This window comes from Streptomyces hirsutus, from assembly GCF_001418415.1.
Classification (GTDB): Bacteria; Actinomycetota; Actinomycetes; order Streptomycetales; family Streptomycetaceae; genus Streptomyces; species Streptomyces hirsutus.
The window spans coordinates 1-12202 of record NZ_LIQT01000321.1 but is presented as its reverse complement, the minus strand read 5'-3'; the positions used below and the strand labels follow the sequence as shown (position 1 = coordinate 12202).

Sequence of the window (12202 nt, the reverse complement as noted above, 5' to 3'; positions counted from 1 at the left end):
TCTCGGCGTGCGCGTTCCTCCGTGGTGCCTGCGGTGTGGTCTTGAGGATCTCGATGCCGTCGGCGGTGAAGACGGCATCGAACGCCTGGGGGGTAGCGGCTGTCGCGGTCACCCAGCAGGTAGCGGAAGCCGGCGGCGCGGCCGCCGAGGTCGGCCATGAGGTTTCGGGCGAGCTGGGTGGCCCAGGCCGCGGTGGGGTGGGCGGCGACGCCGAGGATGCGCACGGTGCGCGTGCCGACTTCCAGGGCGAAGAACACGTACAGCCGCTTCAAGAATCCCGAAGTCACGTCACTCGACGAGGAGTCCCCAGGAAGAGGTGGAACCCCCTGGCCACGGGGACAGGACGTCAGCGGGGCTCAGGGAAACTCACGGGAGGTCGCACACACAGGGCGGCGCACGCACGGGCTCTTGACCGTTTCGCCGGGAGGGTCTAGCTTCCAGACAGAAAGCGCTTGCCGTCCTGTTGCGCCGTCACCTCCCGGCCTGCGCCACGGCCGACCGAAGGAGTTCCCCATGGCGAGCAGGGCCGACACATCCGTCGCGTACGACGGCCTGCCCGGCGGGATCGGCGTCTCCCGGCTGCGGGTGTACGACTGGTTGGCCGCCGACGGCCTGCGCGGCGGCACGCCCCATGTCCATCTGAGCTGTTCGGAGGGGTACGCCGTGACCGGCGGCCGGGGCACGGTGCAGACCCTGACGGCATCCGGGTTCGAGCAGACCGAGCTGACGCCGGGCGCGCTGGTATGGTTCACACCGGGCACGATCCACCGGCTGGTCAACGAGGGAGGTCTGACCATCGTCGTGCTGATGCAGAACTGCGGTCTGCCGGAGGCGGGCGACGCCGTGCTGACGCTGCCGCCGCATCTGCTCGCCGACCTCGTCGCCTACCGTGCGGCCGTCGCCCTGCCGGAGGCGGGCTCCGAGGAGGAGTTGGAAGCCGCGGCCCGCCACCGCCGCGATCTGGCCCTTGAGGGTTTCGCGGCACTGCGCAAGGCGACCGAGGCCGGGGATCCGGAGCCGCTGGCGGCGTTCCACCGGGCCGCCGCGGCGCTGGTGCGGCCACTGGTCGGCCAGTGGCGCGGACGCTGGCGGGACGGAGCGGCCGCCGCGTCCGCGGCGACCGGCGCACAGCTCGACCGCCTCGAGCGCGGCGACGCGGAGCATCTCGCACAGGCGAGACTGCGGACCGAACAGCCGACCGCCCGGGGCCGGTTCGGTATGTGCGGCCGCCTCGACGTGTACGACATCGGCTGAGCGACGGCGCCCCGGTCCCGGCCCGGCCGCCTCACTCCCCCGAGGGCGCCAGGAGCTTCCTGGACTCCAGGCAGTCGTGCGCCACGTCCTCCGGCAGCCGCCGCCAACTGTCGACCTGCTCGTTGAGCCGTGCCAGGTCGACTGTGGTGAGGACGGTGTTGAGCGCGGCCAGTGCACGGGTGGCACCCTGTCCGCCCGCCTCCAGACGGAACGCGGGCATGCCCCGTGCGAGCTTCTCGACCGCTCCGGGCAGACCGAGCGCGATCCTTCACACATCGTCGGCAGTGGCCATGGCGCAACCGTACGACCCGCCACTGACAGGGCCCCAACTGCCGTGCCACACTGCGCGCTTCCGACCCATTGACCCCCCGCAACGCCGGAACCTACGCTGTGCGGCGTACCCAGAAAGCGCTTTCTCAGTCTGCAGCAGGCCCTACCAGCACCGGGAGCGCCATGACTGTTCATCACCCCAGGCGGCATGAACGGCCGAGAGCCCTTCGCACCGCAATCTCCCCCGTCTCCGTCATCACCGCACTGCTGGCGCTGCTCCTCGGCCTCGGAGTGACCCTGTCACCCCGTGCCGAAGCAGCGCCCTACCGCGTACTCGTCTTCTCCAAGGTCACCAACTTCACCCACGACTCGATCCCCGCCGGTATCGAGGCCGTCAAGAAGCTCGGCAGCGAGAACGGCTTCGAGGTCGAGGCCACCGACGACGCCTCGGCGTTCACCGACGTGAACCTCGCCCGCTTCCAGGCGATAGTCTTCAACAACACCAACTCCACCCCGGAAAGCGGCGACCTCCTCGACGCCGCACAGCGGGCCGCACTGCAGAAGTACGTCCGGGGCGGTGGCGGATGGGTCGGCCTGCACGCCGCCTCCGCGAGCGAGCGCGACTGGGACTGGTACGAGGGTCTGGTCGGAGCGATCTTCGACAAGCATCCGGCGGTGCAGACCGGCCGGGTGAAGGTGCTCGACCGCTCGCACCCCTCCACCGAGGGCCTTCCCGAGCTCTGGGAGCGCACGGAGGAGTGGTACAACTGGCGCACCAACCCGACCGGCAAGGTGCACACGCTCGCGCAGGTCAAGGTGCGTGACGGGGTCACCGGCCTCGACGAGGGCGTCGACCAGCCGTATTCCTGGTGCCAGAACTACGACGGCGGACGTTCCTGGTTCACCGCCGGCGGCCACGCAGATTCCGCCTTCCAGGAGCCGGACTTCCTGAAGCACCTGCTGGGCGGCATCCAGTGGGCGGCGGGCAACAAACCCGGTGACTGCACGGCCGGCAAGACCGGCGCCTTCCAGCGCACCCCGCTGGCCACCAGCGATCTCGCCGACCCGTTCGAGCTGGCCGTGGCGCCCGACCGCCGGGTCTTCTTCATCGAGCGCACCGGCAAGGTGAAGGTCATCGACCAGTCGACGCTCAAGGTCGCGACCGCGCTGGACTTCGAGTACACGCCCGAGATGACGAGTCAGTCGGACGGCCTGCTGGGACTCGCCCTCGACCCGGACTTCGGCGAGAACAACTGGCTGTACCTGCTGAACTCCGACAAGACCGAGAAACAGCTCAACGTCTCCCGCTTCACCGTCTCCGGCAGCACCATCGACCCGGCGTCCGAGAAGCGGCTGCTCACCATCCCCACCTTCCGCGGCGAGGGCCGGGCCAACTCCCACATGGCGGGCTCGCTCGCCTTCGACAAGGACGGCAGCCTGTATGTCGCCACCGGCGACAACACCGACCCGTTCGCGTCCGACGGCTTCACACCCATCGACGAGGGTGCTGGCCGCCGCGCCTGGGACGCCCAGGGCACCTCGGGCAACACCAACGACCTGCGGGGCAAGATCCTTCGCATCACGCCCCAGGACGACGGCACGTACGCCGTACCCGAGGGCAATCTCTTCGCTCCCGGCACCGAGAAGACCCGTGCCGAGATCTACGCCATGGGCATGCGCAACCCGTTCCGGATCACCACCGACCCCGTCAGCGGTGCGCTGCTGGTCGGCGACTACGGCCCCGACGCCCGTTCAGCCATGCCCGACCGCGGGCCGGAGGGCACCGTCGAGTACATGCGGATCACGAAGGCGGGCAACTTCGGCTGGCCGTACTGCGTCGGCAACAACACCCCGTTCAACGACTACGACTTCCAGACGCGGACGTCGGGACCGAAGTTCGACTGCGCGAACCTCGTCAACGAATCGCCGAACAACACGGGTCTGACGAATCTCCCGCCGGCCCAGCCGGCCACGGTCTGGTACGCCTACTCGGCCTCCGCCGAGTTCCCCGAACTCGGCACCGGTGGCGGCGGCCCCATGGGCGGCCCGGTCTACGACCACGACCCCGCCAACACCTACCAGGGCAAGTTCCCGGCGGCGTTCGAGGGCAAGTGGTTCACCTACGAACTGACCCGCAAGTGGTTCAAGACCTTCTCCATCCAGCAGCAGGACCAGACGTTCACCGACCCACGCTTCGAGCCGGTGAAGGCCGGGGACCTGCACTCCATCAACACCGTCTTCGGTGACATGACGTGGAACCAGCCCTTCGACGCCGAGTTCGGACCGGACGGCGCGATGTACGTCATCGACTTCGGGCTCGGCAGCGGCACCGGCCGGGGCGGCAGCAACGAGGGCTCCGGCATCTACCGCATCGACTACGTGGCCGACAACCGGCTGCCCACGGCCCAGGCGACGGCCACCCCCGACAGCGGTTCCGTCCCGCTGACCGTCCAGTTCTCCAGCGAGGGCTCCGGACTGCCCGACGACAAGCCCGTGACATACGCCTGGGACTTCGACGGAAACGGGACGACCGACTCGACCGAGGCGAACCCGACCCATGTGTACAAGGAGAAGGGCCGCTTCACCGCCCGGCTCACCGCTACCGGACCCGGCGACCTGCCGGGCCTCGCCGTCCAGGACATCACCGTCGGCAACACCCGGCCCGAGGTCACCATCCAGCAGCCGCCGAACGGCGGAATGTTCAGCTTCGGCGACACCGTCCCCTTCACCGTGAAGGTCAAGGACAAGGAGGACGGCAAACGGATCGACTGCTCCCGTGTCGTCGTGCAGTCGCAGCTCGGACACGACTCCCATCTCCATCCGCTGGACAACTACACCGGCTGCACGGGCGAGATCGTGACCGACGCCGGTGACAGCCACGGCCCCGGCCAGAACCTCTACTACGGCATCACCGCCCAGTACGAGGACAAGGCGGCACCTGGCGTGCCCGCCCTGACCGGGTCGGCCTCGCTGACGCTGCGCACCAACTTCCGTGAGGCGGAGCACATGACATCGACCGGCGGAACACACGCCGGCGCGGTCGTGAGCAGCCGCACCGACGCCTCCGGCGGCAGTCGGCTCAGTGAGATCGAGCACGGCGACTGGATCAGCTTCGACCCGGTCAACCTCAAGGGCATCGACTCCGTGACCGTGGGGGTCGGTTCGGGCGGCATCGGCGGGACCGTGGAGTTCCGTGCCGGATCGCCGACCGGCAAGCTGCTCGGCAAGGTGACCGTGCCGGCCACCGGCGGCTGGGGCAACGTCGTCTCCCCGACGACCGCACTGGCCGATCTCGACGGCACGACCAAGCTGTACGCGGTCTTCACCAACCCGAAGTGGACCGCGGACAAGGCCGACCTGTTCGCCGTGGACTGGTTGCACTTCAACGGGCCCGGCGTGGAGAAGCACCAAGGCGCCAAGGTGACCGTCAAGGCCAGGCCGGCTACCGGGAAGGCACCGCTCGCCGTCCAGCTGTCCGGCGGTGTCCGTCTGCCCGACGGCCGTACCGCCGCCTCGTACCACTGGGACTTCGGCGACAACGCCCGGCCCGCGGGCGAGGAGACCGCGAAGGCCGCCCACACCTATGCCCGCCCGGGCACGTACACCGCCCGGCTCACGGTCACCGACGACAAGGGTGACACGACCACCGGCTCCGTCCGAATCAACGTCGGCTGATGTGAAGGAGATCCGGTTGACTTCCTCCCCCTCCTGAAGGAGGGGGATTCCTACGGCTCGCGCCGTGGGGTTTCCTGCTTCACTGCCGACTGCCCGCCCGGAGTTCTCCGTTGAGGTCTTACACCGGCTCCACAGGCCGACACCGTCAGTCCGACGGCCAGAAGGTTCTGCGCTGCATTCACGTCCCGGTCATGGGTCGCGCCGCAGTCACAGGTCCAGGTGCGGACCTGCAGCGGCAGCCTGTCCTGCAGGGCGCCGCAGTGGGAACACAGCCTGGAGGAGGGAAAGAAGCGGTCCACGGCCACGACGTCCCGCCCGTACCAGGCGGCCTTGTACTCCAGCATGCTCCGGAACTCCGACCACGCGGCATCACTGATGGCGCGGGCCAGGTTCCGGTTCCTGACCATGTTGCGCACGGCCAGGTCCTCAATCACGAGCGTTTGGTTCTCACGCACGAGTCGAGTGGTCAGCTTGTGCAGCACGTCACGCCTGCGGTCAGCGATGCGGGCATGGATGCGGGCGACCTTGCGCCGGGCCTTCTCACGGTTCGCCGAGCCCTTCGCTTTCCGCGACAGCTCCCGCTGGGCCCTGGCCAGACGGGCGCGGTCGCGGCGCTCATGCCGGGGATTGGTGATCTTCTCCCCGGTCGAGAGGGTCAGCAGGTGGTCCAGGCCCACGTCGATACCGACCGCCGTATCGGTGGCGGGAAGCGGCCGGATGGTGGAGTCCTCGCACAACAGGGACACGAACCAGCGCCCGGCCGCGTCCTGCGAGACGGTTGCCGTGGACGGCTGCGCTCCCTCCGGCAGCGGCCGGGACCACACGATGTCCAGCGGTTCCGTCATCTTCGCCAGCGTCAGCCACCCGTTTCGGTAGCGGAACCCGCTGGTGGTGTACTCGGCGGACTTCCGGGACTTCTTCTTCGACTTGAAGCGCGGATACTTCGCCCGCTTGCCGAAGAAGCTGGTGAACGCCATCTGCAGGTGGCGCAGGCACTGCTGGAGCGGGACCGAGGAGACCTCGTTCAGGTAGGCGAGTTCCTCGGTCTTCTTCCAGGCCGTCAGCAACGCCGACGTCTGGTTGTAGTTGACCCGCTCCTGCCGCGCCCACGCTTCGGTGCGGGCCGCCAGCGCCAGGTTGTAGACCTTCCGCACGCATCCGAACGTGCGCGACAGTTCGGCCGCCTGCGCATCGGTCGGATGGAAGCGGTACTTGAACGCCCGCTTCACGCACGCTGTGGCCACGCTCACAAACTAGTGGAGCTGTCTGTGAGTATCAAATCTGCCGGTCAGGGTACGGTTTTCCGCCTTGACGGCGGAACCCCGCTCGATGTCCTGCTCCACAGGAGTTTCGTTTCCTCCCCCTCCTGAAGTCGGGAGTTTCCACGAAAGGACTCAGATGAACGGCACCAGACGCGCATTCCTCGGCGTCGCCGCCGCGGGCGTGGCACTCACCGCTGCCGGTCCCGTCGCCCACGCCGCCGAGGCGAACGGCACGGCCGCACAGCGCCGCCGCCGCATCCCGCGCTCCGGGATCGGCATGCACCTCTACACCATGCGCTCCGCGCTGGCGGCGGACTTCAAGGGGACCCTCGCGCGGCTCGAGGAGATCGGCTACGCGACGGTCGGCGTGAGCGGCCGGCACGGCAACAGCGCGGCCGCGATCCGCTCCATGCTCGACGAGACACGTCTGCGGGCGGTCCTGGAGCACGTCGATTACAACACCGTACGGGGCAGCGGACTGCCGCAGGCCCTCGACGACGTCCGGACCCTGGGCGCCCGGTGGATCGTCGTGCCCAGCCTGCCGGCGGCGATGCACACACCGGCCGGATTCCGGGAGGCGGCCAGGGAGTTCAACAAGGCGGGGCTCGCGGCCCGCAAGGCGGGGCTCGGCCCGCTGCTGTTCCACAACCACGGCGCAGACCACCAGGTGGTCGACGGCGAGAACCTGTACGACATCCTGCTGCGCGAGACGGACCCCCACCTGGTCGGCTTCGAGCTGGACGTCTACTGGGCGGCCAAGGGCGGCGGCAGCGACCCGCAGGACCTGTTCGTGGAGCACCGCCGCCGCTTCCCGGTACTGCACGTCAAGGACATGGCCGCGGACGGCTCGATCGCCGACGTCGGGTCCGGGGTGCTGGACTTCGCGGCGATGTTCGACACGGCGCACAGCGGTGGTGTGAAGCAGTGGCTGGTGGAGCACGACGCACCGGCCGACCCGTTCGCCACCGCACAGAACAGCTACGCGTACCTGGCGAACCTGAGGTACTGACCGGCCCGTACGAAGGAGCCCCGCACTATCCCTGGGACGGTGCGGGGCTCCTTCGCTCGCCGGAAAGCTCAGTCCGCCGCGGAGACCGCGCCGAGCAGGCCGCGGATGTGGGTGGTGGCCTCCTGGAACTCGGGCCGTCCCATCGTCTCCGTGTAGTCGCGTTCCGGGGGCAGGCCCACGTCGATGATCTCGGTGATGGTGCCGGGCCTGGGACTCATCACCACCACCTGGTCGGCGAGGTAGCAGGCCTCGGAGATGGAGTGGGTGACCAGGAGCACGGTGGTGCCGGTCTCCCGCCAGATGCGGTTGAGTTCGGTGTTCATCTGCTCGCGGGTGAGCGCGTCGAGCGCGCCGAACGGCTCGTCCATCAGCAGGACGGGCGGCTCGTGCAGCAGGGCGCGGCACAGGGCGACGCGCTGCTGCATACCGCCGGACAGCTCGTGCGGCAGCGCGTCCTCGAAGCCGCTCAGGCCGGTCATCGCGATGAGTTCGTCGGCGCGTCGGCGTCCCAGCTCCGCCGGCATCTTCCGCATCTCCGCCTGCAGCAGGATGTTGCGGCGCGCCGAACGCCACTCCAGCAGGGCCGCGCGCTGGAAGACGTAGCCGATGTCGTGGCGCGCCCCCTGCACCCGCTCGCCGTTCAGCAGCACATCGCCCGCGGACGGCTTCAGGAGCCCGGCGACCAGCTTGAGCAGCGTCGACTTGCCGCATCCGGACGGGCCGACGATCGCGACGAACTGCCCCATGGGCACCTCGAGATCGATGTCGGTCAACGCGGTCACGTCACGGTTCTTGGTGCGGAAGCGGACGGCGACGTCCTTGATGCCGACCGCCGCTGTGCTGCCGGGCCCGCTGCTCTGACCGTCCTTTGTCACTTCCGGCTCCTGCACGGTGGTGTTTCTGGGCATCGTCATCCCTTCATCGCGGTGGCTCTGTCCCAGTACTCGGCCACGGCCTTGGGGCTGCTCACCAGTCCGGCCTCGGCGAAGATGTCGATGGTCTGCTGCCAGTCGGCCTCGATGTTGACGCCTGGCGCCTTGCCCTGCGTCGACTCGGTGTGCAGGAGGGTGAGCGTCGTGGCGAACTGCTCGGACAGGACCTCCTTCGGCGGGAGTTGCTCGCTCGCGCCCTCCATCGAGGCGACGGCCGGCTCCGGTGCCTTCTCCGCGGCAGCGAAGGATTCGCTGACCGCCTTCGCCATGCGCTGGGCGAGATCCTTCTTGCCGGCGAGGACCTTCTGGCCGGCGATGAGGCCGTTGGAGTAGAAGTTCAGCCCGTTCTCGGAGAAGCGCAGGTACGAGACCGGCTTCTTGGCCTTGTTCTGCATGGTGGGCCCCTGGTCGCTGGCGTAACCGAGCAGTCCGTCGGTCTTGCCGGAGATCACGGCGGCGATCTTGCCGGCCGGGTCCGTGTTCTGAACCTTCACGTCGGACTCGGCGAGGCCGTTCTTCTTCAGGAAGATGGGGAACGTCTTGGAGAGCGCGTCGCCGGCGGTGCCCGCGATGGTCCTGCCCTTGAGGTCGGCGGGGCTGTTGATGCCCTGCGACTCGAAGAACTGCACCGACGCCGGAGTGGTCTGCAGGAAGACGCCGAGGCTCTTGACCTTGACGCCCGCGTCGACACCGGACAGGACGGCGGGCGTGTCGGCCCAGCCGAAGTCGGTCTGTCCGGCACCGGTGGCCTGCACCGTCTTCTGGGAGCCCTGGCCGGCGCGGATCTCGAGGTCGATGCCGTAATTCTCGAAGATCTTCTGCTGCTTGCCGTGGTAGAACGGCGCGTGTTCGCCGTACGGGTACCAGTTGAGCGTCAGCGTCACCTTGTCCAGCTCCTCACCGGAGGAGCTGGACGATGTGTCCGAGTCTTCCTCCCCGCAGGCCGTGGCGACCAGAAGCAGCGGTACGAGGCCGGTCAGAAGCAGTCTGCGCGCAGTCATGGCTGATCCTTCTCGTGAGCTCGGGGCATGTGGCCGGTCATCAGGTCAGTACGTGGTGGTGACGCCGGTCTCGCGGCGGCTGGCGTGCCACGGGAGCAGCAACTTCTCGGCGATCTCGACGAGGACGAAGAGGACGACGCCGATCAGGGACATCACCAGCAGGCCGGCGAAGAGCATCGGGGTGTCGAGGTTGCCGTTGGCCTGGAGGATCACATAGCCGAGCCCCTCGTTGGCGCCGACGAACTCGCCGACGACCGCGCCTGTCACGGCGAGCGTCACCGCGACCTTGAGGCCGGAGAACAGATGTGGCAGCGAGGCGGGCATGCGGATCTTGACAAAGGTCTGCCAGGGGCTCGCGCCCATGGTCGAGGAGAGCTGGAGCATCTCCGGGTCGACCGCCTTGAGTCCCGTCACCATGGAGATGACGACGGGGAAGAAGGCGATCAGCACCGCGATGAGGATCTTCGGTGCGATGCCGAAGCCCAGCCACACGACGAACAGCGGGGCGATGGCGATCTTCGGCACTACCTGGGCGAACAGCAGGATCGGGTAGAGGGTCTTCTCGACGGTGGCCGAGTAGACCATCACCACGGCGGCGAACACCCCGACGACGACGGCGATCAGGAAGCCGAGGAGCGTCTCGTAGGTGGTCACCCACGTGTGCTGCCAGATGTAGTCGGCCTTCCCGGTCAGCACGTCGAGCGTCGCGCCGGGCGAGGGGACGAGGTAGGGCTCGACCAGTTCGGCGGCGGCGATCACCCACCAGGCGGCGAAGCACGCGAGCAGCAGGGCGGCGGGGCGCCAGCTCTGCTTGAGCAGCCGCGACGTCCGCTCCCCCGCGCTCGGGCTGTTCCGCCTGTCGACTCCCGCCACCTGCGCGGGTGGTGCTTTGATGGCACTCTGACTCACGGTCAACTCCTGGGTCTCCGGAGCGTTCGGGAAGAGCCGTCCGGACCGGCCGGGTCCATCGATCTCTCTGCCTCTGCGAGAAAACGCTTTCAGAAAGCGCTTTCTGATACAGTGTGGCCACGCTAATGAGTGCCGGTCCGCACGGTCAATAGGTCGTCCCGAAGTTTCGGGGGGTCAAGTGAGTGAACGGGAACCACAGGCTCATGTGACGCTGGACGCCGTCGCCCGCAGAGCGGGCGTGTCCCTCGCAACGGCGTCACGAGCCCTGAACGGCACCACCCGGGTCCGTGAGGACCTGCGCAGCCGGGTACGCGCGGCCGCCGACCAACTGGGCTACATCCCCAACGCCCATGCCCAGGCACTCGCCAGCGCGTCGAACAACACCGTGGGCCTGATCTGCCACGACGTGGGCGACCCCTACTTCGCCGCGATCGCCGCCGGCGTGATGCGCGCAGCCGCGGAGAAGGACCTGCTGGTGATGCTGGCCAGCACCTTCCGCGAACCGGCCCGCGAGATCGCGTACGTGTCCACACTGCGCGCCCAGCGGGCCCGCGCCATCCTGCTGATCGGCTCCGGCTTCCAGGACCGGACCTGGGAGCGGGCGCTCGCCGCGGAACTCGAGCCGTACGTGCGCGCGGGCGGACGCGTCGCGGTCGTCAGCCGGCACCGCAGCCTACGGGTCGACGCCGTGCTGCCGGAGAACCGGGGCGGCGCCTCGGCCCTGGCCCGGGCGCTGCTCGACCTGGGGCACCGGGAGTTCGCGGTACTCACCGGACCGCCCTCGCTGACCACGGTCTCCGACCGGCTCGCCGGCTTCCGGGACGAACTGGCGCGGGCCGGTGTCACCCTGGCGCCCGAGCGGATCGTGCGCGGACCCTTCACCCGCGAAGGCGGGTACACGGCGGCACGAGCGCTGCTCGCCCGCGGCGAACGGCCCACCTGCGTCTTCGCGGTGACCGACGTGATGGCCGTGGGCGCGCTCGCCGCCTTCCGGGAACGGGGCGTACGTGTGCCGGAGGACATCTCGCTGGCCGGCTTCGACGACATCCCCCTCGTGAGGGAACTCTCACCGCCGCTCACGACGGTCGCCCTCCCGCTCACCGCCATGGGACAGGAGGTGATGGCACTCGCCCTGCGCGAGCCGCGCGGGCCCCGGTCACGGGTGCTGAGGATGGGCGGTGAGGTCGTCCTGCGCGCCAGCGTCGCTCCCCCACCGCCACGGCCGGCCAGGGCCGACGGGGGCGCGCACTGACACTGCGGGCGCCGAATCATCATCCGGCCCGTTCAGCGGCATGATCAGTGAGGAAGTTCCATCGTGATTCGTGCAGGTCACCGGCCCTGGCGTGACGAGTCGTCGGGGTGCTCGCGCAGTGCATCGGCCGACAGCGTGCAGGGTGGCTGCGCGCCACGCACAAGAAGATCGCCGACAAGCTGGGCGTGGAGCGGTCGACCGTGACCCGGGCGCTCGGGCGGCTGGAGGGGTGGCACATGCTTCAGCGCGTCGACACCGGCCTGATCTTCGTGAACCCTGTGAGGTTCCCAAAGTCCCGCATATGCGCTGCCCTGGACATTCGCCAGCTCTCGTGATCTTCGTCAGGCGGCGTTGCGGTACTCGTGGATGAGCCCGCCGAGGACGTCGTGGCGCTGGATCCGCTGCGCGGGGAAGGCGATGACGTCCGCTTCGTCGGCTGGGGCGCGCAGGTTCAGGGCTCGGTGCGGCCGGCTGGAGTCGCAGTGCTCGGCGTACTCGGCGAGGACGTGTCGCAGGTGCTGCTCATTGCAGATCAGCAGACGATCCGTGCACTCGGCTCGGGCGGTGCGTATGAACCTCTCGGCGTGCGCGTTCCTCCTTGGTGCCTGCGGTGTGGTCTTGAGGATCTCGATGCCGTC

General features: G+C 68.8%; 10 protein-coding genes and 2 pseudogenes. 5 read left to right on the top strand and 7 right to left on the bottom strand.

The features are described from left to right. Positions 1 to 287, bottom strand: a pseudogene (locus AOK11_RS23520) (hypothetical protein); the annotation flags it as partial. 226 nt (positions 288 to 513) lie between these two features. Between AOK11_RS23520 and AOK11_RS23515 the strand changes: the two are divergent. Further along, entirely contained in the window at positions 514 to 1254 is a 741-nt protein-coding gene (locus AOK11_RS23515) for a cupin domain-containing protein (protein ID WP_055595719.1), read from the top strand. Positions 1255 to 1285: 31 nt separating this feature from the next. On the opposite strand, the pseudogene AOK11_RS23510 reads toward AOK11_RS23515, so the two are convergent. Further along, positions 1286 to 1462: pseudogene (locus AOK11_RS23510) on the bottom strand (ABC transporter substrate-binding protein); the annotation flags it as partial. A 245-nt stretch (positions 1463 to 1707) separates the two neighbouring features. Here AOK11_RS23510 and AOK11_RS23505 point away from each other — a divergent pair. Further along, positions 1708 to 5199 (top strand): ThuA domain-containing protein, encoded by a 3492-nt coding sequence (locus AOK11_RS23505; RefSeq protein ID WP_055595717.1) that lies wholly within the window; start codon positions 1708 to 1710, stop codon positions 5197 to 5199. A gap of 50 nt (positions 5200 to 5249) precedes the next feature. Here AOK11_RS23505 and AOK11_RS23500 read toward each other — a convergent pair whose 3' ends face one another. Next, positions 5250 to 6449, bottom strand: coding sequence for an RNA-guided endonuclease InsQ/TnpB family protein (locus AOK11_RS23500; protein ID WP_206188910.1), 1200 nt, complete (start codon positions 6447 to 6449; stop codon positions 5250 to 5252). A 148-nt stretch (positions 6450 to 6597) separates the two neighbouring features. Here AOK11_RS23500 and AOK11_RS23495 point away from each other — a divergent pair, with 148 nt between their 5' ends. Further along, on the top strand, positions 6598 to 7470 hold the full coding sequence (locus AOK11_RS23495) for a sugar phosphate isomerase/epimerase family protein (protein ID WP_055595716.1): 873 nt from the start codon (positions 6598 to 6600) through the stop codon (positions 7468 to 7470). Positions 7471 to 7538: 68 nt separating this feature from the next. Here AOK11_RS23495 and AOK11_RS23490 read toward each other — a convergent pair whose 3' ends face one another. Genes AOK11_RS23490 through AOK11_RS23480 form a run of 3 tightly spaced genes read right to left on the bottom strand, consistent with a single transcriptional unit; the run spans position 7539 to position 10312 of the window. Next, positions 7539 to 8384 carry an ABC transporter ATP-binding protein gene (locus AOK11_RS23490; RefSeq protein WP_055595715.1) on the bottom strand — a complete coding sequence of 282 codons (846 nt, stop codon included), beginning with the start codon at positions 8382 to 8384 and terminating at the stop codon, positions 7539 to 7541. Continuing rightward, the gene (locus tag AOK11_RS23485; protein WP_055595714.1) at positions 8381 to 9403 is read right to left on the bottom strand and encodes an ABC transporter substrate-binding protein; all 1023 of its coding nucleotides are present in this window, start codon (positions 9401 to 9403) and stop codon (positions 8381 to 8383) included. The genes AOK11_RS23490 and AOK11_RS23485 overlap by 4 nt, the downstream gene beginning before the upstream one ends. A 45-nt stretch (positions 9404 to 9448) precedes the next feature. Further along, entirely contained in the window at positions 9449 to 10312 is an 864-nt protein-coding gene (locus AOK11_RS23480; protein WP_055595713.1) for an ABC transporter permease, read from the bottom strand. 205 nt (positions 10313 to 10517) lie between these two features. Here AOK11_RS23480 and AOK11_RS23475 point away from each other — a divergent pair, with 205 nt between their 5' ends. Both AOK11_RS23475 and AOK11_RS23470 read left to right on the top strand, forming a co-directional pair. Continuing rightward, positions 10518 to 11564 carry a substrate-binding domain-containing protein gene (locus tag AOK11_RS23475; protein ID WP_055595712.1) on the top strand — a complete coding sequence of 349 codons (1047 nt, stop codon included), beginning with the start codon at positions 10518 to 10520 and terminating at the stop codon, positions 11562 to 11564. A 107-nt stretch (positions 11565 to 11671) separates the two neighbouring features. Next, positions 11672 to 11899, top strand: coding sequence for a GntR family transcriptional regulator (locus AOK11_RS23470; RefSeq protein WP_055595711.1), 228 nt, complete (start codon positions 11672 to 11674; stop codon positions 11897 to 11899). Positions 11900 to 11905: 6 nt separating this feature from the next. On the opposite strand, the gene AOK11_RS23465 is transcribed toward AOK11_RS23470, so the two are convergent. Then, positions 11906 to 12202, bottom strand: a 297-nt coding sequence (locus AOK11_RS23465; protein ID WP_063793514.1) for an integrase core domain-containing protein, incomplete at its 5' end; no start/stop codon positions are given.

Coding starts and splice junctions, on each gene's coding strand:
- AOK11_RS23515 (WP_055595719.1), top strand. CDS start 514: ATGGCGAGCAGGGCCGACACATCCGTCGCGTACGACGGCCTGCCCGGC.
- AOK11_RS23505 (WP_055595717.1), top strand. CDS start 1,708: ATGACTGTTCATCACCCCAGGCGGCATGAACGGCCGAGAGCCCTTCGC.
- AOK11_RS23495 (WP_055595716.1), top strand. CDS start 6,598: ATGAACGGCACCAGACGCGCATTCCTCGGCGTCGCCGCCGCGGGCGTG.
- AOK11_RS23490 (WP_055595715.1), bottom strand. CDS start 8,384: ATGACGATGCCCAGAAACACCACCGTGCAGGAGCCGGAAGTGACAAAG.
- AOK11_RS23485 (WP_055595714.1), bottom strand. CDS start 9,403: ATGACTGCGCGCAGACTGCTTCTGACCGGCCTCGTACCGCTGCTTCTG.